General features: G+C 61.0%; 22 protein-coding genes and 1 riboswitch. Of the genes, 14 read left to right on the top strand and 8 right to left on the bottom strand.

Annotated elements, in window-relative coordinates; translation table 11 throughout:
• Nucleotides 1-4 precede the first annotated feature (4 nt).
• The 4 genes from CHU71_RS11630 (at nt 5) to CHU71_RS11615 (ending at nt 2,694) form a co-directional block, all read left to right on the top strand.
• Nucleotides 5-955 (top strand): cytochrome d ubiquinol oxidase subunit II, encoded by a 951-nt coding sequence (locus CHU71_RS11630; RefSeq protein WP_147761152.1) that lies wholly within the window; start codon nt 5-7, stop codon nt 953-955.
• Between the two features lie 141 nt (nt 956-1,096).
• A complete protein-coding gene (gene proC / locus CHU71_RS11625; protein WP_005527600.1) occupies nt 1,097-1,888 on the top strand; it encodes a pyrroline-5-carboxylate reductase in 792 nt (263 codons plus the stop codon).
• A 260-nt stretch (nt 1,889-2,148) separates the two neighbouring features.
• Nucleotides 2,149-2,337, top strand: a complete 189-nt coding sequence (locus CHU71_RS11620; RefSeq protein WP_005527601.1) for a helix-turn-helix domain-containing protein — start codon at nt 2,149-2,151, stop codon at nt 2,335-2,337.
• A gap of 255 nt (nt 2,338-2,592) precedes the next feature.
• Complete coding sequence (locus CHU71_RS11615) at nt 2,593-2,694, top strand: 30S ribosomal protein bS22 (protein WP_003855542.1); 102 nt, start codon at nt 2,593-2,595, stop codon at nt 2,692-2,694.
• A 69-nt stretch (nt 2,695-2,763) separates the two neighbouring features.
• Here the strand turns inward: CHU71_RS11615 and CHU71_RS11610 are convergent, their stop codons facing one another.
• Entirely contained in the window at nt 2,764-3,780 is a 1,017-nt protein-coding gene (locus tag CHU71_RS11610) for an HAD-IB family hydrolase (RefSeq protein WP_174775838.1), read from the bottom strand.
• Between the two features lie 153 nt (nt 3,781-3,933).
• On the opposite strand from CHU71_RS11610, the gene CHU71_RS11605 reads away from it, so the two are divergent.
• The 9 genes from CHU71_RS11605 (at nt 3,934) to CHU71_RS11565 (ending at nt 13,422) form a co-directional block, all read left to right on the top strand.
• Nucleotides 3,934-4,176 carry a glutaredoxin family protein gene (locus tag CHU71_RS11605; RefSeq protein WP_147761151.1) on the top strand — a complete coding sequence of 81 codons (243 nt, stop codon included), beginning with the start codon at nt 3,934-3,936 and terminating at the stop codon, nt 4,174-4,176.
• A 111-nt stretch (nt 4,177-4,287) separates the two neighbouring features.
• Entirely contained in the window at nt 4,288-5,655 is a 1,368-nt protein-coding gene (locus CHU71_RS11600; protein WP_147761150.1) for a glutamyl-tRNA reductase, read from the top strand.
• A 15-nt stretch (nt 5,656-5,670) separates the two neighbouring features.
• Nucleotides 5,671-6,558 (top strand): hydroxymethylbilane synthase, encoded by an 888-nt coding sequence (gene hemC, locus CHU71_RS11595; RefSeq protein ID WP_147761149.1) that lies wholly within the window; start codon nt 5,671-5,673, stop codon nt 6,556-6,558.
• 215 nt (nt 6,559-6,773) lie between these two features.
• Nucleotides 6,774-8,453, top strand: coding sequence for a uroporphyrinogen-III synthase (locus CHU71_RS11590; RefSeq protein ID WP_147761148.1), 1,680 nt, complete (start codon nt 6,774-6,776; stop codon nt 8,451-8,453).
• An 89-nt stretch (nt 8,454-8,542) separates the two neighbouring features.
• Complete coding sequence (gene hemB / locus CHU71_RS11585) at nt 8,543-9,520, top strand: porphobilinogen synthase (protein WP_147761147.1); 978 nt, start codon at nt 8,543-8,545, stop codon at nt 9,518-9,520.
• A gap of 73 nt (nt 9,521-9,593) precedes the next feature.
• On the top strand, nt 9,594-10,355 hold the full coding sequence (locus CHU71_RS11580) for an MFS transporter (RefSeq protein WP_147761146.1): 762 nt from the start codon (nt 9,594-9,596) through the stop codon (nt 10,353-10,355).
• Nucleotides 10,352-10,903 (top strand): tellurium resistance protein TerC, encoded by a 552-nt coding sequence (locus CHU71_RS11575; RefSeq protein ID WP_147761145.1) that lies wholly within the window; start codon nt 10,352-10,354, stop codon nt 10,901-10,903. The genes CHU71_RS11580 and CHU71_RS11575 overlap by 4 nt, the downstream gene beginning before the upstream one ends.
• 87 nt (nt 10,904-10,990) lie before the next feature.
• The gene (gene hemE / locus CHU71_RS11570; protein WP_147761144.1) at nt 10,991-12,031 is read left to right on the top strand and encodes a uroporphyrinogen decarboxylase; all 1,041 of its coding nucleotides are present in this window, start codon (nt 10,991-10,993) and stop codon (nt 12,029-12,031) included.
• Nucleotides 12,031-13,422 carry a protoporphyrinogen oxidase gene (locus CHU71_RS11565; RefSeq protein ID WP_147761143.1) on the top strand — a complete coding sequence of 464 codons (1,392 nt, stop codon included), beginning with the start codon at nt 12,031-12,033 and terminating at the stop codon, nt 13,420-13,422. Before hemE ends, CHU71_RS11565 begins: the two co-directional genes overlap by 1 nt.
• Before the next feature lie 69 nt (nt 13,423-13,491).
• On the opposite strand, the gene CHU71_RS11560 is transcribed toward CHU71_RS11565, so the two are convergent.
• The 6 genes from CHU71_RS11560 to CHU71_RS11535 form a co-directional block, all read right to left on the bottom strand.
• Nucleotides 13,492-14,610 (bottom strand): DUF5808 domain-containing protein, encoded by a 1,119-nt coding sequence (locus CHU71_RS11560; RefSeq protein ID WP_147761142.1) that lies wholly within the window; start codon nt 14,608-14,610, stop codon nt 13,492-13,494.
• Nucleotides 14,607-14,975, bottom strand: coding sequence for a GntR family transcriptional regulator (locus CHU71_RS11555; RefSeq protein WP_147761141.1), 369 nt, complete (start codon nt 14,973-14,975; stop codon nt 14,607-14,609). Before CHU71_RS11555 ends, CHU71_RS11560 begins: the two co-directional genes overlap by 4 nt.
• Nucleotides 14,976-15,081: 106 nt before the next feature.
• Nucleotides 15,082-16,587: an ABC-F family ATP-binding cassette domain-containing protein gene (locus tag CHU71_RS11550; protein ID WP_147761140.1), complete on the bottom strand. Its 1,506-nt coding sequence runs from the start codon at nt 16,585-16,587 to the stop codon at nt 15,082-15,084.
• Nucleotides 16,588-16,707: 120 nt separating this feature from the next.
• The gene (locus tag CHU71_RS11545) at nt 16,708-17,757 is read right to left on the bottom strand and encodes an ABC transporter permease (RefSeq protein ID WP_147761139.1); all 1,050 of its coding nucleotides are present in this window, start codon (nt 17,755-17,757) and stop codon (nt 16,708-16,710) included.
• Complete coding sequence (locus tag CHU71_RS11540; protein WP_070420076.1) at nt 17,754-18,329, bottom strand: ATP-binding cassette domain-containing protein; 576 nt, start codon at nt 18,327-18,329, stop codon at nt 17,754-17,756. Before CHU71_RS11540 ends, CHU71_RS11545 begins: the two co-directional genes overlap by 4 nt.
• A 107-nt stretch (nt 18,330-18,436) precedes the next feature.
• Entirely contained in the window at nt 18,437-19,276 is an 840-nt protein-coding gene (locus tag CHU71_RS11535) for an NAD(P)-dependent oxidoreductase (RefSeq protein ID WP_147761138.1), read from the bottom strand.
• A 46-nt stretch (nt 19,277-19,322) separates the two neighbouring features.
• A riboswitch (guanidine-III (ykkC-III) riboswitch) is annotated at nt 19,323-19,388 on the top strand.
• A gap of 10 nt (nt 19,389-19,398) precedes the next feature.
• Here CHU71_RS11535 and CHU71_RS11530 point away from each other — a divergent pair.
• Nucleotides 19,399-19,713 (top strand): multidrug efflux SMR transporter, encoded by a 315-nt coding sequence (locus CHU71_RS11530; RefSeq protein ID WP_147761137.1) that lies wholly within the window; start codon nt 19,399-19,401, stop codon nt 19,711-19,713.
• Between the two features lie 74 nt (nt 19,714-19,787).
• On the opposite strand, the gene CHU71_RS11525 is transcribed toward CHU71_RS11530, so the two are convergent.
• Nucleotides 19,788-20,324: a cell envelope integrity protein TolA gene (locus tag CHU71_RS11525; protein ID WP_147761136.1), complete on the bottom strand. Its 537-nt coding sequence runs from the start codon at nt 20,322-20,324 to the stop codon at nt 19,788-19,790.
• Between the last annotated feature and the right edge of the window lie 9 nt (nt 20,325-20,333).

Here is a 20,333-nt window from a genome sequence, read left to right as displayed (position 1 = left end):
AGACGTGGCTGATGAAAAACAGTTGACAGTAGCGGAGCTCCTCGCACGTAATGCGAAGGAGCACGCTGGTGCTGAATCTGAGGGCGGCTCGCGCCGTCGTCGCCGCCGCCGTAGCTTGGAAGACGGTGGCGTGTCCGTTGCCGAACTTACCGGCAACCTTGAGAAGGTAACGGCCACCCCGGCCCAGTCGAAGCACTCCAGCGTTTCCATCGACGAGACCGCACCGGTCATTCCTGCACCGAAGCAGGAAGAAGACTCCAAGAAGGCTGAAGCGCCGGAGAGCGACAAGGTCAAGGACGCTAAGACGGAGAGTGCATTCCAGCCTTCCACTGAGGACACTCACGTCATCAAGCGCGTGGACGAGAAGTCCGCGCCTAAGCAGTCCGCTGCGGCCGGTGCTGGCGTTGCTGCGGCAGCAGCAGGCGCGGGCGCTACAGCTAAGTCCGACGCTGCCGAGAGCGGCGTCGCTAAGAGCGGCGTCGCTAAGGGCGGCGTCGCTAAGGGCGACGCGGAGAAAGAGGACAAGGCTGAGGCCACGCTTGCGGAGAAGGAATCCGACGCCAAGCTTGACGACGCCCTGACCCCGCCCACCGATGGCGCAACCGAAGCTAGTGTCTCGGTAAAGGCAAGCGAGAAGGAGCTGGACAAGAAGGACCAGACTGACGTTGTCGAGACCGAGGAGGACTTCGAGGAAGAGGACGAGAAGCTCAACCCGTTCTCCGTACTTCTCCTTGCACTCATCGGCATCGTTCTTGGCGCGGTCGTCTTCAAGGGCTTTGAAATCCTGTGGGATAGCTTCTCCCGCTCTGTCGTGGCAATTCTCGCCATTGCGGTTACTGCTCTCATGGTGGCGCTCGTACACGTACTGCGCACCAACCGCGACGGCATTTCGATGACGCTGGCTGCATTCGTTGGCCTCGTGCTGACCTTCGGCCCGCTGCTCATCGTGATGTAGCACCACCGCGCTCATCGCCAAGGTTGAGCGGCCACACTTAACGCACAGCGCGCCCCATCGTTCACTAGAACGGGGGCGCGCTTTTTGTTTGCCAACAGTGGGCTTTGGCCAGACTTCGGGCTTTCTGGCACTGTGGTGTCCATGACAAAGATTGCAGTACTTGGTGGAGGACAAATCGGTGAGGCGCTCGTTTCTGGACTCGTGAATGCGGGCTACGACGGCGCAGACATCGTGGTGACTAATCGTCGCGAGGAGCGTCGCGCCGAGATGGAGAAGACCTATGGCGTGAAGACGGCCAGTGATAACAAGGAAGCCGCCCAGGATGCGGACTTCGTGTTCGGCTGCGTCAAGCCTTATGCCATCGAAGAAGTCTTTGCGGAGGCCGAGCTGCCCAAGACCGCCGTCGCTGTGTCACTTGCGGCAGGCGTTCAGCTCGAAAAGCTGGAGACCGCGGCTGGCGAGGGCGTACCGGTGGTGCGTGTTATGCCAAATACCCCGATGCTCGTGGGAAAGGGCATGAGTACGGCAACTAAGGGGACCCACGTGAGCGATGAGCAGTTTGAGGGCGTCGTCAAGCTCTTGGAGGCCGTCGGTGAAGTGGCTGTGGTGGCCGAGAAAGACATCGACGCTGCTGCCGCGCTGGCGGGTTCGGCACCGGCGTACTTCTTCCTCGTGGTGGAGTCTCTGATTGATGCGGGTGTGCAGCTGGGCCTTACACGCGACGTCGCTACCAAGCTCGCCACGCAGACCGCAGCGGGCGCGGGAGCAATGCTCGTGGGCTCAGGCCGCGAACCGCTGGCGTTGCGCGCCGGAGTGACCTCTCCTGGTGGCACTACGGCTGCTGCGATCCGCGAGCTCGAAGAGTCGGGTATCCGCGGTGCTTTCTACCGCGCGGCTGAGGCCTGCGCGCAGCGCGCCAAGGAGCTTGGCTAGAACCCGACTTTTGTGGCCCTAAACGACATCGTTGTCATGCGGGTGTCCCCTTAAGTGGACCAAGTTTTTCATGGCGTGATCCTGGTGTGACACCAGTTGTGCGGGGAATTTGAGGTTAGCTGGGGGACACCTGAGAAAAAATTTGGCTCTTGGGTCGCATTAGTCACAGGTTTCACGCTAGGCTAGTACAAGCACGTGCGTGAATGTCCTGTGGGAGGGGAAGCCTACAGCGCGTCACGGGCTGAAGGGTTAGATTAACTATGGCTAATGAAGATAAGGGAACCTTTTTGACCATCGCCGAGGTCGCAGAGATCATGCGAGTCTCCAAGATGACTGTCTACCGTTTGGTTCACGCAGGCGAGATGCCGGCAGTTCGCGTTGGACGCTCTTTCCGTGTTCACGAGTCTGCTGTTAACGAGTACCTTGAGGCTTCCGTTTACGGAGCTTAAATTTACTCGCGCCTTTGCAGCGCCCACCTCTGTTGACCAGCTTGGTCTGCGGTGGTGGGCGCTGCCTTTTTGGTGCTCAGGTGCACTCTGGGTAAGATAGTGACCATTCGTGCCAGCGGTCCTGCGTCTTCCGCTTTTTCCGAGGAGCATTCCTAGGAGAGTGCGGGGTTGCTGAGAAGTGCACCTTAGCGGCCATTTCCAGGCTGTTGCTGGCAGGTTTAGTACGTACTGATCTCGAAAGTGAGGAAACCTACTATGGGTTCTGTCATCAAGAAGCGCCGTAAGCGCATGTCCAAGAAGAAGCACCGCAAGATGCTGCGCCGTACCCGCGTTCAGCGTCGTAAGCTTGGCAAGTAAACATTAATGCCCTGGCTCCTTTGGGAGTCAGGGCTTTTTTGTTCCTAATTCTGGATGTTGATTGATTCCTTACTTGCGCATCAAACGCCAGCTGCCGTAGGAGAAGGCAGCTGTGGCCATGGCAGGCAGGCCGTAGGTGCGTACTGCCTTGCGCACCGAGCGGTAGTCGCGGATGAGCCAGCCGTTGTCCTCAGCCACGTCGCGCAGCTTGGAGTCCGGGTTAATGGCCACGGGGGTCCCCACCATCGAGAGCATGGGAACGTCGTTTACGGAGTCAGAGTAGGCCGTGCAGCGCTCCAAGTCGAGGTTCTCTATCGTGGCCAATGCCGCGACTGCGTGGGTCTTGCCGGGGCCGTGGAGGATATCGCCCACGAGACGGCCGGTGAATTTGCCATCGACAACCTCAGGGACCGTACCCAGAGCGCCAGTGAAGCCAAAGCGCTTTGCCAGAACCTGGGCTAGCTGAACCGGGGTCGCGGTCACCAGCCACACTTGCTGGCCGGCCGCGATGTGCATCTGCGCCAGCTGGTTGGTACCCGGGTAGGCGCGGCGAGCCAGCGAGGCGTCCACGATTTCCTCGCACAGTGCCACCATGTCTTCCACTGTGCGGCCTTTGACAAACTCCAAGGCCTGAACACGGCCGGCGGCGATATCGTCGGCGTTCTCACTGCCGGAGACGCGGTATTTCAGCTGCTTCCACGCAATCGGCAGAATCTCCCGTAGCTTGAAGTAGCGCTTGCGGTACAACCCGAAGGCAAAGGCCACGAGCGAGGAGCCTTGAATGAGCGTGTTGTCCACGTCGAAGAAGGCGGCCGCGCCGGCGTCCTGCGGGATGTCGGGGTCCGGCTGGGTGATCTTCTTTGCCCCAGCGGATTCGAAAGAGCCCTGCACAGAGACCACGCCCGAGTGGTAGGACTTAAGGTCCAGCCCGAAGATGCTGTCCACTGCCGCGCTGGCAGCGGCCTCACCTGCTGCCTTTTGCGCCTCATCATCAAGCGGGGCAAAGGCTTGGTTCTCCAAGAAGTTGCGGAGATTGCCGCGGCTGGCTGTCCAGTTTGCCAGGAAGTCGCGCGGAGAATTGGGCATTATCGGTGGGGTAGGGGGCTGGGAGGACCCAGGGGAACTAGAGGATGCGGACACGCATGCAGCTTTCGACGGTGTGGCGGACTATCGTGTCCATAGTAAACCTTTAGGCCAATGGCGTCTTTTCGAGCGCCTAAGTCAGGAGAAAATAGTTATATGTCGCGCCGAGTCGTCGAGTTGATGGTCCGTACTACCTGCGGTTCCTGCAAGCGAGTCCGGGAACAAATCACTCCGGTCGTGGAGGCTGCTGGCGCCGAATTTAATGTGCGCAACGTCGATGAGGATCAAGAGCTGGCCATGGAATATGGCGACCGCGTGCCCGTTGTGGTTATTGACGGCGAGGAGTTCTCCTGCTGGGAAGTCGACGACGATGAGCTGGCCGCGGAGCTCGCTTCTTAATTGATTCAGGCGAATTAGTACTGCCTTAGTTCGGATTTTTCCGAACCAACTAGTAGTCTTTTGGTTGATTTGCATCAATCAAAGGGTTGATCTGAAAGTGGAGGATTGTGCATGAGTGTGCTCGTCGTGGGCATGTCCCACCAGTCGGCACCAGTAGCGCTGCTGGAGAAGCTAAGCATGGATGCCGCGGTGCAAACGACCGCTTGCGGGGAGCTGGTTTCTGCACAATCCTTGTCCGAGGCCATGATTATCTCCACGTGCAATCGCATGGAGGTATACACGGTCACCAATTCCTTCCACACCGGAGTCCAAGACGTCGTGCACGTCCTGACCGAGGTCTCTGGTGTCCCAGAAGATGAGCTGCGCGGTTATCTGTATGTGCGCTATGCCGACGCGGCTGCTGAACATCTCATGACGGTTACCTCCGGTCTTGACTCCATGGTGATGGGCGAGCAGCAGATTATCGGCCAGGTGCGCACCGCCTACCAGTCCGCGGCTGAGCAAGGAACTGTGGGCCCGCGCATCCACGCCTTGGCCCAGTCCGCGCTGCACACTGGCAAGCGAGTACACACCGAAACCGAGATCGACGAGGCCGGTTCCTCCATGGTGTCCTTTGCCTTCGACCAGGCCACCCAGCGCATGGGCGTAGAGGATCTCCACGGCAAGACCGCGCTCATTCTGGGGGCAGGGGCCATGGCTTCCCTCGCGGCAACGCATGCGGGCCGCTTGGGCGCGGAGCTCATCATCGCTAACCGCACCCGCGAGCGCGCAGAGCGCCTGGCTTCCCATGCCCATGAGGCTGGGGTTCACGCCGAGGTCATCGACTTTGAAGACCGCGCCCGTGCGCTTAGCCGGGTAGACCTTGCCATCTCCGCTACCGGTGCACAGAACTTCACCATTGAGGCAGACGACGTCGCCAAGCATGGCGTCACCGGCCGCACCCTCATGCTCATTGACCTGTCCCTGCCGCGTGACATCGAGGACGCAGCTGCGGAGGCTGAAGGTGTGGATCTGGTCAACATTGAGCGCCTGAGCCGCTCCCTGAGAGCTGCGGATACCGACATCGCTGCTGGTACGAGCCCGCACGCGCAGGCACGCCGCATCGTGAACGAGGAGCTCGAGGCCTACGCTTCCGCACAACGCGTGCGCGACGTGGTGCCCGCGGTTTCTGCTTTGCGACGCCGCGCCGCCGACCTCGTCGAGTGCGAGGTTGCGCGCCTGACCCAGAAGCACCCGGAGCTCGATGATAAGCAGATGGATGACGTCAACCGCGCCTTGAAGCGCGTGGTGGACAAGCTCCTGCACGAGCCGACCGTTCGTGCGAAGCAACTGGCTGCTAACTCCGGTACAGTCAGCCACGAGACGGCCCTGCAGGAACTCTTTGGCCTGCAGATTGAAGGCACAGGTGTGGCGGTCGACGTCGACCAGCTGCCCGACTTGAGTGAAGTCAAAAAGAGCCAAGAGAACAACGCCAAGTAAGAGGAAAAACTTTTTATGTTCAAGATCGGTACTCGCGGTTCCAAGCTGGCCACCACGCAGTCGGGCCACGTGCGCGACTGGCTGAAGGCCAACGGCTTTGAGTCAGAGCTGCACATCGTCACCACCCATGGTGACGTCAGCATGGCGCCCGTCGAGCGCATCGGTGTGGGCGTGTTTACGCAGGCCCTGCGCGAGGCGCTGTACGGTGGCGAGTGCGACATCGCGGTCCACTCCTTCAAGGACCTTCCCACCGCGGCCGACGAGCGTTTCCTCCTCGTCGTGCCGGAGCGCCAAGACGTGCGCGAAGCCCTCGTGGCACGCGACGGCCTGACCTTAGCGCAGCTGCCCGAGGGGGCCCGCGTGGGTACCTCGGCGCCGCGCCGTATTAGCCAGCTCAAGGCGATGCGCCCAGACCTCGACATTCAGCCGCTGCGCGGCAACATCGACACCCGTATGGGCAAGGTGACCTCCGGTGAACTCGACGCCGTGGTCTTGGCTTACGCGGGCCTAGTCCGTGCCGATTACCAGGACATGGCCAGCGAGGTCTTTGCCCCGGACACCTTCATGCCGGCCCCAGCGCAGGGCGCGCTGGCCATTGAGGCAGTCAACGACTCCGCCGCGGCCCGTGCCATCGAGACCTTGATTGACGAGCAGGCTTCCGCCGCCTCCCTCGGCGAGCGCACTGTCCTCTCCCGCCTGGAGGCAGGCTGCACCGCGCCCGTGGCTGCAACCTCCACCATAGAGAACGGTCAGCTGACCGTGCGCGGTGGCGTCTTCGCCCTAGACGGATCGCGTCAGCTTTTGGCTTCCGCAACGGGACCTTTGAGCGATGCAGCCCAGCTGGGTAGCGCTGTCTCCGAGGAGCTTTTCTCCCGCGGTGCAGCCGAGCTGCTGGGCAACTAATTTTTTGTTTAGGCCTTGATAATTTAAGGTGTATCTAGCACACGATCATTGGCCTCCAATGATTTGGCCCCCCTTAAACAGATCCCAGGACTTCTGGCCTGGGATTTTGGCCGTTAATACGCTGTGAAGAACACCGCCCGCTGGTAGCAGGGAAAACGCTGCGCACGATCATGTCCGTGCGGGGCGCCTGAGACCCAAACGTAGAAAAGAACCTTATGAGCAACGCTGTGCCGGACATCCAGTCTGAACTGGGCAAAGTCGTATTTGTTGGCGCCGGCCCAGGCAACCCTGAGCTGTTGACCGTCCGCGCCCGCGAGGTTCTCGAGGCGAACGCCATCGCTATTGTCGACGCCGAGGTTTCCTCCGGAGTGCGCGACGTTGTCGCCCGTGCGGTCCCCGTGCCGCAGGAGCTTCTCGACGCCGCCGAGGCCGAGTACGCACGCATCTGCGCCGAGGCCAAGGAGGCTGGCGCACGCCGCAAGCCGTCGCGTCCTGCCGCGCCTACCGCAGCTGTCTTTTATGCCCCGGAGGGGGGAGACGTCGTCAAGCAAATGCGTGAAGCGCTGGTTGAAGCCGACGGCCTCGATGTCATCCGCCTGGTAAGCGGCAACCCGCTCAACCGCGAGTCCATCAAAGCGGAGATTTCCGCCGTGGCCGCGGCAGGCCTGGAGTTCCAGGTTGTTCCGGGCATGTCCTTGCCTTCCACCGTCCCCTCCTTTGCAGGTCTGGCGCTGGGCGCGACCTACACCGAGGCGGACATTACCGAAGGCGCTGATTGGGACTCCCTGGCAAGTGCGACGCAGCCGCTCGTACTGCAGGCTACTGCTGAGGACCTGCCGCTGATTTCTCGCGAGCTCATCGACCGTGGCATGTCCGCGGACATGGAAGCCTACGTCACCGTGCATGGCACCACCCGCCTGCAGCGCACCCACGAGACCACCTTGGGCACCTTGGGCAAGCTCGACGCCGAGCTGCCGGGCGACCTCGTGGTGACCCTGGGCCGCAGCTTCGACGATCGCTCTAAGTACTCCTGGTGGGAAAATCGCCCGCTGTACGGCTGGCGCGTGCTCGTGCCGCGCACCAAGGAGCAGGCGGCTGCCATGTCCGCGCGTCTGGCTGGCTACGGCGCTATCCCGCAGTCTGTGCCCACCATCTCGGTGGAGCCGCCGCGTAACCCGGCTCAGATGGACCGTGCCATCAAGGGCATCGTGGAAGGCCGCTACAAGTGGATCGTGTTTACCTCTGTCAACGCAGTCTCTGCCGTGTGGGAAAAGATCGCCGATCTGGGCCTGGATGCCCGCGACTTCGCAGGCGTGCACCTGGCAGCGGTGGGCAGCAAGACCGCCGACGCCATCCGCGCCAAGGGCATGGTCCCGGAGCTGTTGCCGAACAAGCGCAAGCAGAACGCCGAGGGCCTGGTTGAGGTCTTCCCCAACTACGTCGAGGACATCGATGCTGTGGGCCGCGTGCTGTTGCCGCGCGCTGACATCGCTGGCGACGCCTTGGTGACCGGCCTGGAGGAGCTGGGCTGGGAGGTCGACGACGTCGTGGCTTACCGCACCGTGCGTGCAGCACCGCCTGCGGCTGAGGTGCGCGACATGATCAAGTCGGGCGGCTTTGACGCCGTGGCGTTTACCTCTGGCTCGACCGTGCGCAACTTGGTGGGCATCGCTGGCAAGCCGCACGCTCGCACCATCATTGCTTGCATCGGACCGTCCACGAAGGCCGCGGCTGAGGAGTTGGGCCTGCGCGTTGATGTGGTTCCGGAGGTCGCTGAGGTGCCTGCGCTTATCGACGCCCTCGCTGAGCACGTCGCCGCACTGCGCGCCGCTGGCAACCTGCCTGCGCCGCGTAAGAAACGTCGCAAGCGTAAGACGAGCGCCAAGTCTGCGTAGACGCTGCGACTGAGTAGACTAGCGGGGCAAAAGAAAAAGCCTTCACGCGTGCTCGCCTGTGACAGGGTGAGCCCAAAGGAGAATTCATTATGGATCTTATTCGTCGCCCCCGCCGTCTGCGCCAGTCCCCAGCTTTCCGCGAGCTTGTTGCGGAAACTACACTGCGCCCGGCAGATCTGATTCTGCCAATGTTCATCGTTGACGGTATTGACGAGCCCCGCGAGATCCCCTCCATGCCGGGGGTTTATCAGCACACCTTCGATTCCTTGAAGCGCGCCGCGCATGAGGCGCTCGATGCGGGCGTCAAGTGCGTGGACCTCTTCGGCGTGCCGCTGGACGAGGATAAGGATGAGACCGGTTCCGTGGCATGGGATCCGCAGGGAATCCTGAACCGCGGCATCGAGGAGCTGCGCCGTGAATTCGGCGATGACCTCATCGTCATGGCGGACACCTGCCTGGACGAGTTCACCTCCCACGGACACTGTGGCGTGGTGGATGACAAGGGCCGCGTCAAGAATGATGAGACGGTGAAGCTCTACCAGGACATGGCTCGCTCCCAAGCCCGCGCTGGCGCGCACATGGTTAGCCCATCTGGAATGATGGATGGCCAGATCGCCGCCATCCGCGAGGCCCTTGACGAGGCCGGCCACGAGGACGTCGCCATCATGGCCTACTCGGCCAAGTACGCCTCTGCGTTCTTTGGCCCGTTCCGCGATGCCGTGGGCTCCTCCCTGGAGGGCGACCGCCGCACCTACCAGCAGGATCCGCGCAACCTCCGCGAGTCCCTGCTGGAGATCGACCTCGACATCGAAGAGGGCGCGGACTTCGTCATGGTCAAGCCGGGCCTGCCTTACCTCGATGTGCTGGCGGCAGCGGTGGAGCACTCCTGCGTGCCGGTGGCCGTGTACCAGGTCTCTGGCGAGTACGCCATGATTAAGGCGGCTGCGCAGAATGGCTGGATTAACGGTGAGGCCGTTATGCTGGAGTCCTTGACTGCATTCAAGCGTGCAGGTGCGGATCAGATTCTGACCTACTTCGCCACCGACGCAGCGCGACTTCTGAAGTAGTTTCTGAACTAAGTTCAGAAGTGATTTTGGCCCACCAGCTTCAAACAGCGACCGAACCTTCAAAAGGATATCTGTGACATTCCCGGCTCCTCAGTCCCCTCAGCAGACCCCGCAGGCTCCAACTGCTGCCCAGGCCCCGCAAGCCCCACAAGCTCCGCAACCGGAAAAGGAGCGCCCTGAGGCAGTAAGCCTCATGCTCAAGCTGTGGGCCGGCGCCTTGGGCTTTGAGGTCATTCACCAGATACTGAATGTGGTGATGACGCTCCTCAACCGCTCGGTGCTGTTTGCCGAGGCTCGCAAGACTGCTGAGGAAGCCGCGAAGGATTCGGGGCAGGAAATCTCCGACTCCTTGATCAGCATCATCGGTTATGGCTCGGTGGCCTTCTCCAGCCTGATTTCTTTGGTCATCATCGTGGTCCTTGCGGTGATGCTGTACTTGCTGAACAAGAACAAGAAGTCTGCGGGCACGGGACGTCGCCTGTGGTTCGCGTTCTCCTTGTTCTTTGCTTTTCGCACGCTGCTCGTCTTCCTCTCGAGCCCGGCCGGCAGCGAGGCGCAGGACTGGCTCATCATGGTCGATGGCACCGTGCAGATCTTGGTCGGCGTAGCTGCGGTAATGGGTCTAATATTCTCCGTGAAGGAAGAAACCCTGGACTACACCGGCGAGCTCGAGGAAATGCGCAAGCTGGAGCAGGAACTGGCGCAAGAACGCCGCGACAAAGAACGCGAGCGCCGAGAACAGGAACGCAAAGAGCTGTTGGAAAAGCAGCAGAAAACTTCAGAACACGATGCCCCGCGCGACTCCGGTCGCTATGACCAGGAGCCACGGCGATGACAAGTATGTTCCCGGGCCAAGGAAACGGCCAACCCAAAGGTGACCCATCCCGGCCGGGGCCGGTTGATTACAACCGTGCAGGACGCAAGAAGAAGGGCGCGGAAGACTCTGCTGCGGCAGCGAACCATGCAAACTGGTGGCCGCGTTCGCTGCGCTTTTCCTACTGGGTTCTCGTCATTGCTGCAGTCATCATGCTGGTCTCTGGCATGGTGGGCCTCTTCGGCGACTCCGGCGCTGAGGAAGTCGCTGCCTCCCCGGAAGTGGCTGAGTACCTTTCCCGCAACCGCAACTTCGTAGCTTTTTCCAACATCGTGTGCGCCATCATCATGGCTGTTTGCTCCGCGCAGCTAGCGCACGGTTCCAAGTGGTCGCGCCGCATCATCACCATCGCGATTGCGGTGACGCTGTTCGTCAACGTCGCCGCGATGGCGCTGGGTGTGGGTGGACTCATCCTCATCGTTATTCCAGTGGTTCTGGCGGTGGCTTTGCTCTTGCTTTATCGCCCTGATTCCAACCAGTTCATTCGCGAGCACAACCCGCGCTTCTAGCTTTTGCGTGGGATCGCATGCGCGGGCCCGCTAGCGAAGGTGTGGCTAACTAGATTCGTATCCAACTTTTGATTCATAATGAGGACCATGTCACGACTCAACAACGCCCCGCTTATCGACGCTGCCACTGGCCGCACTCCCTCTCGTCCGCCGGTGTGGTTCATGCGCCAAGCTGGACGTTCGCTGCCTGAGTACCGCAAAGCACGCGAGGGCATCGACATGCTCGACTCCTGCTTTATGCCGGAGCTGCTCGCCGAAATCACCCTGCAGCCGGTCCGCCGCCACGACGTCGACGGCGCCATCCTGTTCAGCGATATCGTCGTTCCGCTCAAAGCAGCAGGAGTAGGCGTGAACATCGTTCCCGGCCGCGGCCCAGTCATGGACGCGCCCATCCGCACCCGTCAGGACGTGGAGAACCTGCCCATCCTGGACCAGGACGTTCCCGAGGTCCGCGAAGGCATCCGCATCATCCTGGACGAGCTGAACCCGCAGCAGGCGCTCATTGGTTTCGTTGGTGCGCCTTTCACTCTGGCCAGCTACCTCGTGGAGGGCGGCCCGTCCAAGAACCACGAGAAAACCAAGGCCCTCATGCACGCGGAGCCGGAGACTTGGCACGCGTTGATGGAGCGCCTGACACCCACCATCATCTCCTTCTTGGAGCTGCAGATGGAGGCGGGCATCGACGCGATGCAGCTCTTCGACTCCTGGGCGGGCTACCTCAACGAGCGTGATTACCGCGAGTTCGTGCTGCCGTATTCCACGCGCATCCTCGCGGCTGCTGAGGGCCGCGTGCCACGCATCCACTTTGGTGTGGGAACCGGCGAGCTGCTCGGCGCGATGTCCGAGGCCGGCTCTGAAGTCATGGGCGTGGACTACCGCGTCTCCATGGATGCCGCAGCCAAGCGCGTGAGCGCCCGCACTTTGCAGGGCAACCTGGATCCTGCGCTCTTGTTCGCTGGCGACGACGCCATCCGCGGCGCAGTGCGCGCCATCAAGGGTGAGGTCGCGGCAGCCCAAGCGGCCGGCGACATCGATACGCATATCTGGAACTTGGGCCACGGAGTACTACCTACCACCGACGCCGACGCTGTCACCCGCGCCGTCGCCATCATCCACGAGGAGGGCTAATGAAGATCGCAATTATTGGTGCAGGTTTGGCGGGCCTTACAGCCGCGTGGGAGATCGCTTCCCGCAACGAGGGCCACGAGATCGACGTCTACGAGGCAGAGGGCCGTATTGGCGGAAAGCTCTACACCGTGCCTTTCAACGACGGCCCCACCGACATGGGCGCGGAGGCCTTCCTCGCCCGCAACGCTGAGGTCGTGGACTTCTTCACCCAGCTGGGCTTGGCGGACTCCTTCGTCTCCCCATCGGGCCTTTCCCCGCTGGTCTACGTGGATTCGAAGCTGCAGTCCTTGCCCTCCGGCGGCATGATGGGCATCCCGTCTTCCTCGGCCACCATTGCACCTTTGGTCTCCGAAGAGACGGCGAAGCGCATCGACAACGAGGAGCCCTTTGAATGGGAAATCGGCGGCGACGTGTCCGTGGGCAAGCTGGTGCGCCAGCAGTTCGGCGACGACGTCGTCGAGCACGTGGTCTCCGCTCTATTGGGCGGCGTGTACTCATGCACCGCGGACGACCTGGGGCTGCGCGCCACCATCCCGGCGTTGGCAGCGACCTTGGACAAGCTCGCCGCAGAGGGGCCCGTGACCCTTTCCGCCGCAGTCAAGGCGATGGAGGAGGCCCGACCTCGCACGCCTGGCAAGGGAGCACCGTTCCAAACTTTCCGCGGCGGCTACGCCGAGGTCTACGAGGCATTGGCTGAGAAGTCCGGCGCCGCTATCCACCTGGATTCGTTCATCTCCGGCGTGACCCGCGAGGGCGAAGGCTTCCGCGTGAAGGGCGCACCAAACGAGACCAGCCTTTATGACCGCGTGCTTTTTGCCACCCCGGCGCCGACCACCGCGCGCCTACTCCCAGCGCTTTCTCCTGCGGCTGCTGCCGCGCTGAAGAAGGTGAAGCTGGCCGGCTCCGTAGTTGTGGGCTTCAAGTTCGACTCGGATACTGATCCGGAAGGCAACCGCTTGCCCGATAACACCGGAATCCTGGTGGGCACGGATCAAGAGGGCGTAAACGCTAAAGCGTTTACGCTGTCTTCGAGAAAGTGGCCACACCTAGCTGAGCGCGGCGGTGCCCTGGTCCGCGCTTCCTTCGGCCGTTATGGCGACGACGCACTGCTGCGCGCTGAGGAAGATCAGCTGGTGGATTACGCGTTGGACGACCTCCAGCACATCACTGGTTTCGACGGCCGCGCGGCGGGCGTTTCTGAAATCTTCACCCAGCGCTGGTTCGGTGGCATCCCGCGTTACGACGAGACCCATCTGGCCACGGTTGCCGCGGCGCACGCCGCGCTTGCCGACGTCCCCGGTATCGACGCCACCGGCGCCTGGTCCGGCGGCGTGGGTGTGCCAGCCGTCATCGCCGATGCCCGCGCGGCTGCGCAGCGCCTGCTCGCGTAGCTAGAGAGCCGGAAACCCCTCGCCTTTCGCCAGCCAGGCCGCCTACGAAAAACCTCCACCGACAAGCTGCTAGAGCAAAATTGGCAAAGCGACGGAACCTATGAGCAGTAGCAGAACGGCGACCATGAAAACCTTCGCCTGCCAGCGGGCGTAGTTGAAGTCCATGCCGGCGCCGAAGCGCTTGTCTACCATGATGGCTGGGTCGTCAGGGTTGTAATAGAACATGCCCCACTTGTAGAACTCGTCATTATCGGGGGAGTCTTTGCCGTCGTCGGGGAAATTCACGCCCCGCAGGGCATCATCGATGCGCGTTTGTGCGCGCAGGATCATCATGATGAGGGCGATGACCCCGACCAGGCTCATGACGATAACGCCGATGAATCCCACAGGCAGCCAGCCGGCGTAGCGAGGCAATGCGGAGGCAACCTGAATCTGCGACATGGGTAGGCAGATTACAAAGAGCAAGAAACCTGTTGCCTGGTTTGTTGCGTCCATTACCGCGCGGTTTCGCAGCTGACCCTTGATGGAGCGGTCCGAACGTGAATGGACCGATGAGGTGCAGATGAACCAAAAAATGAGTGCGAAGACTGCGATCATTCCGAGGTTAACGAAGGTCAACCCGAATACAGTGCCGATGCCTTTGTCGCTCCAGGCGTCGGGCTGCATGGAGGCGCCCCAGTGCGTAGGGATGGTCTTGGGAATCGTGTCCCAGCCTTGGGCAACGATGCCCGCGGAAGTTGCGGTCATGAGCAGTGAGCCGAGGACCCAAATCCAGGGAAAGCGGGGCTGGGCGGTGAGGTTGGCCAGCGCGCTGTTGCTCAGCGGTGTGGCAGTTATCTGTGCGGAAATGGCTGTTTCGACATCGTCATACCAGCCGCCCGCGGCTTTGGCCTCGATGATGCGGCGACGCGATTTAACGTAAGCAAAGAGTGCTCCAAAGATGACGATAAGGGAAGGCAGCGCTGCGATTGTTGGCCACTTCCATGTGGCCACTGAAATTAGGGTGGCGGCGATACCAATCGCCCACACGAGGCAGCGGTAGTGCTTAATGGCATCAGTTACTGCAGGCTCAGCGCGTTTGTCTTGGGGTACTGAAACGCCAAGGGGCAAGACGGCCATCGCCGGTGCTGCCGCCAGGGCCCACGTCACAGCTAAGGTGACCGCGGCCATTGATAATGCGAAAATCATGGTAGTTCCTTCAGGCTGGCGTCGAGATGGTCACGGATTTCGGAAACGGTGAAGCCCTGCGCGCGTGCAAGCCAGGCGACGCGGGTGAGGCCCTCGTCGAGTTGCTGGGATTGGGCTGCAGTGCGGGCGCCTGGGCGGACCACGGTGCCGGAGCGTCCAGCGGTTTCTACGAGGCCGTCGGCTACGAGCTGGTCGTAGGCCTTCTTGACCGTGGCCGGGTTGATGCCGAAGTCGGCTGCGAGACGGCGAACTGGATCAAGCTTGTCGCCGTCACGGAGCTGACCGTGAGCGATGGCCGCAACTATCTCGTCGTGGATTTGTTTAAACAGTGGGACGTCAGAGCCCGGGCTAAGGGTGATGAACATGCACCCTCACTTTCTGTGTTCTTCTTACTAATACAACGTTGTATTAGTAAATATAGCACAGATTGTATTGGTGTCAATGATACAAACTTGGGCTGAAACTAGTTACCTAAAGCTCAACGGTGCGATCGAGAAGCAAGCGTGCACAGAAGTGTTCGTCGTGACTCACCACCAGCATTGCCCCGCAGTATGCAGAGAGGACGTCGATAAGCCAATCCACGGTGGGAATGTCGAGGTTGTTCGTGGGTTCGTCGAGGAGTAGAAACGTCGGCGCTGGGTCTGACAACAAGACCCGGGCGCATTCGGCCCGAAAGCGCTCGCCGCCTGATAACTGGGAAAGCGGAGCGTGTACGCTGTCGTTCTGGAACAGTAATTGCGCAAGCTGATTGCGCAGATACTGCGGCGCAGCGTGAGGATTGGACTCGGTCACTAACTCCCACACGCTTTTATTGCCGGGAAGCGTTATGCGCTGACGCAAGTAGCCACAGGCTAGTGCGTAGTCGACGTCGCCGTTTGCCACGCGGTTGAGGAACGTTGTCTTTCCGGAACCGTTGGGGCCTGCGAGTCGGACGTGCTCAGGGCCCACGATGCTGAGTAGCTCACTGCGGAGAACGTGGGTTGCGTTAGGCAGTTGAGTGCTCGGAAGCTCGATATGGACGGCAGAATCGTCGCGTAGCCGCAGCTGAGCTTTGTCGTACTCCTGCTGTGCGCTTGCCACTGATTGGGCTGCTTCGTGCGAGCGCTTGGCAGCTGTGTTTTGAGAGCGATTCTTGTCCAGGCCCATTGCGAGAGGTGGCTTGCGCTTGGAGGCCGCGTATTTCTTTCCGCGACGCTCATCCCGGGCTAGCCGCGTTTGCATTGCTGACCGCTGGCGGACTTCTTTGCGTAAGGCGGCCTTGGCCTGGTGGACGTCGGCAAGCGCGGCGTCCTGCTCTTGGTCAATAGCCTCCTCATAGGAGGCATAGTTCCCAGTAAACATGCGTAACGAGCCGTGGTAGAGCTCGGCGATGCAATCTGCGTGATTGAGTAGATCGCGGTCGTGTGAAATGACCAAAACCTGGGCCGGCGAGTCAGCGATCAAGCTAAGGAGAAGTTCCTTGGACTGCGCATCAAGGTTGTTTGTGGGCTCATCCAAAATGATCACGTCAGGTTCGGAGAAAAAGAGCGCAGTAAGCGCGACAGTAACGGCCTCGCCGCCCGATAGGCTACCGATTGTGCGATCCAAGGAAATGGGCAATTCCGACGCCGCGAGCGCAGCACTGATTTTTTCCTTGAGGTCCCAATGCTCGCCGACGACCTCGACGAGCTCGTCGGTGTAGTGTCCCGCTTCGATTTGCTCGATGGCCTCCAATACTTCACGGGCGTGGAACACGTCGGCAACAGTATCGGAGACTTTTAGACCTAAGTCTTGGTCGAGGTACCCGACGCTAGGGGCACTGACGGTACCTGAGGTTGGTTCGAGTATCCCGGCCAGCACCTTGGCCAGCGTTGATTTGCCCGAGCCGTTGGTGCCAACGAGTCCGGTGAACTGTGCACTAAAAGTCCCATTGAGATTCGAGAAACAGGGTTTACCATCGGGCCACACAATGGTGAGGTCAGTGAAAGAAATAGGCATGGATCGATCCGCCTTCGAGTCAGAGGTGTTGATGTGAGCTTCGAATTAAGAGCGGATCTTCATGGCAAGGAAGGGTAGCAGCGTGCCTGCGTGCTGTCCATAGTTTGTGGGGAAATGAGATTACAAGAAAAGCGCCACTGCCACTACTGCGAGGCCTTTCCAACCACGGCTTAAGTAGCCCACCACTTCAGGAGAAAAGGAAGCACCGAAACCGCCCGTATCGACCATGCTCATTTGCGTCACGCGGGCAGGGCGGGACCTAGTGTAGCCGGCCCACGCCAGGCCTACCGCGATGACTGCAAGTGCGGCAAGTGAAAGCTGCCACACGATGGCAACAAAGACCGTTCCTATAATCGCTGTGCCTATCGCAGCGCTCATAGGAAGACCCCACTCTGCCCAAGGTCCTTCCACGATCCGCCCAAAGGAACCTGCGCGGCTTACGGCCGCACCCACCATGGACCAAGCGGCGGCAAATGCAAGAATGCCCAGCGAACCCAGGTGCGGTGCGAACCCGAGGCTCAAACCAGCAACTGCCAGTGCGCCGACGCCGATGTACCAACGCCTGCTTAGACGGCGCGCGAAAAGGCCAGCTAAAGAAGCAGACGAACCGATCCGCGGTTTCAACCACATGCTTTGGCTGGCCAGGGCGTCGGAGCTGACCTCAGAGTCGAGCAGGTTCACACCTGAACTGCTCACCTGGCGGGAACGGCCAGCGGCGAGCAGTGACGCAACGGTGAAGGAACGCCAGCCTACGGCCATGCGTAATGCTGGCGCTGCCAGCGCGAATAGAGGAGATGTACCGAGGGACACGCAAAGCAGCAACACGAGTGCAGTGACCCCGAGCAGCTGCAGAACTGAAATTGAATCCATGCCCCGCAGGCGTCCTTGTGGGCGGAGGTAGTAAACCCACCGGGGGCCTGGCATCCCACGCAGCGGGAACAGCGCCTCCAGAAGCACAATCAGCGCCAGCAGCCCCAGGATGCCGCCCGTTATCTGTAGAGGAGCAACGTCGGCGCGAATTACAACGAAAGGCAAATAGTCGGCGGCGTATTGCCACACGCCAAAGAGTACGCCTAGGAGACAACCAAACATGACGATCGCTCCAACGACGTCACCGAACTTCGACAGGGCCCGTGTCATGCCAGTACGAGAGTTGGTGTCAGGCATCATAGCTCCACCAACTCATCGCACGCATCGGTGACGGTAGGCGAGTGGGACGCCACGATGATGCAGCGACCTTCTTTCGCCAGGTGGCGCAGTTCGCTGCTGAGGAATTGCGTCCACTCGGCGTCGAGGTGGCGCTCGGGTTCGTCGATAAGCAGTACTTGCGCGGGCTGGTAGAGCTGGATGGTCAGGAAAACGCGCTGGCGCTGGCCCGCGGACAAACGCGTGGCGGGGTGGGGCAGGAGCTCCTCAAGCGCCCACAATTCGATGATTTCAGCGAAGTCAACGCCAGTGGTCCGGGCGATGAGATCGATGTGCTCGCCCACGGTGAGGTCCGGTAGGAAGATGGGGTCGGCCACGGTGAGCACCGCGCTTGCCGACGCCCTCGTTCCCACCTCCTCCCCATCAACCCGGACGGTGCCCTCGAGAGTTGCGAGCTCGCCACCGAGAGTGGCGAGCAACGTCGACTTGCCTGAGCCGTTAGCTCCCTTGAGGCCGTACATGCGCCCCGAGGCAAACTCGCGGGCAAGATGGCCGAGGGCTGCGGTGTGTCCGTAAGTGGCATCGATGTTCAGCATATGGCAAGGCTATCAATTCGGCTGCTCGCAGGCTTTGCCAGGACACAGGCGATAACGCGCAGCTGGCGCGGGTGCTGCGCGAAATCGTCGGCAACCGCTAGCTCGTGCTAGCCCTTGTTGCGGAATACAAAGATAGAAGAGAAGTCCTGGTCGCCGTGGCCCATCGACTGCTGCTCTTCAAAACGTTCGATGGCGGCGTGCACTGCTGGCAGCGGCTTAGAAGAGGTAGCCTCCATGAGCTTGGCGTCCTTGCACAGGGCGTCGACAGTGAAGTCACCCGGAGTGGTGTTGCGCTCACCCGTGATGAACGGGCCCTTCATGTTCTTGATGAATGCCAAGCCGGTGATGTCGAGCATCTCCAGAACGACTTCAGAGTCGAGGCCCTCGGACTCGCCGAGCTGCAGAGCCTCGAGCAGGCCCTCAGTGGTAACAGCGAGTGCCAAGTTGGCAAGCAGCTTGCCAATTGCCGCGGTGGCGGCCGATTCCACACCGATGAGCTTGTCCTTACCAGCCCACGGCTCAACCAGGTCCATGGCCTGTTCGCGACGGTCGTCGTCAGGCGTGCCCACGTAAACGCCTAACTCACCATTTCGCGCCGGGCCGAGGGAGCCCACTACCGGGGCATGGACGTAGGACTCCACCGCCGCGGCGAACTCGCGGGCGGCCTCCGGGGAGACGGTTGTGGTATCAATCCAGGTCACGCCCTCCGGAATGAGGTTGGTGTCGATAACACGCTCTCGGATGTCATCTGGGCCGAACAGCGAAGTGATGATGACCTCAGCATCTTTTACCGCATCCTCCGGGGTGGCGGCGAGAGTAGCGCCTTTGTCGACAAGCGGTTGCGCGCGCTCGGCAGTGCGGTTCCACACGGTGACGTCGTGGTTAGGGATGAGGTGGCGGGCAAGCTCGCTGCCCATGCGGCCGGTTCCAAGGAATGCAATCTTCATGGCTGCCAGTGTGCCATTACCCGGCGCAGGTGTGCCATGATTAGGCGCAGACGCGCAGCCTGTGCGTTCCGGACGAGGGAGCCGTACCCGGTAGCGCGACAAGACGGCCAGAAGGAAAAGTTATGGCTTGGTTCATTCTGATCGCCTCCGGTGCTTTCGAAGCCGTATGGGCGGCGGCCCTCGACAAATCCGAGGGATTCTCCCGTTTGTGGCCGTCAGTCATTTTTGTCGTCGCGTGTTTCATCTCTATGGGTGGCTTGGCCTGGGCCATGAAAACCATCCCCGTGGGCACCGCCTATGCGGTGTGGGCCGGCTTCGGTGCCGTGGTCACTGTCAGTTATTCAATCCTGGCCGGCCACGAAGCCGCTACCGTGTGGAAGATCCTTTTCCTAGCAATGATCATCGGCGGCATCGTGGGTCTGAAAGTGGTGCATTAAGCATCGTGGGCCTGAATGTGGTGCATTAAAACGCACCACATCACTAACCGCATTAGCGAAGTTCGCTAATGCGGTTAGTGAGGCAACGGAATGTAGATGTCCTCAGGGCGAGGCAGCGGTGGTGGCTTAGGGATCTGATCGATACCGCCCTGTACCTCGGGCGGTAACGGGATTGCTGTTGGAATCTTTGGCGGTGGTGGGAGAGCCGGCACGGGAAATTCTGGCAGCTTGGGCATCTGCGGAAAGGCAGGTCCCGGCGCAGGCGCTGGACGTGGAGCCGGCCGCGGCGCAGGGGCCGGGGCGCGGACGGTGACAGTGTGAGCTTGAGGCAGGTGCTCCTGGTCTAGTTGGCCTTGGCCGAGTGCATTCTCGGCAGACTGCAGCTCCTGGTTTGGTGCCGCTACTTCCGGTGCCGTTGTGGCGGAAGTCTCTGGTGCCAAGCGGGTGATGGGTTGCGGAGCCGCGCCGGGATCCCACGCAGTGGCGCTTGAGGTGGTTGGTCGAGCCGTCTTGTCCTCTTGCATGGCTACTGGAGTGGTCTCGTGTGTTGTGCAGGAAACGCACAGTGTAGTGCCCAAACCCAATACGCAGATAAGCAAGCGCGAACGCATAATTCTTCC

The organism is Corynebacterium sp. LK14, from assembly GCF_008042215.1.
Lineage (GTDB): Bacteria > Actinomycetota > Actinomycetes > Mycobacteriales > Mycobacteriaceae > Corynebacterium > Corynebacterium striatum.
This window is presented reverse-complemented; position numbering and strand designations above follow the sequence as displayed.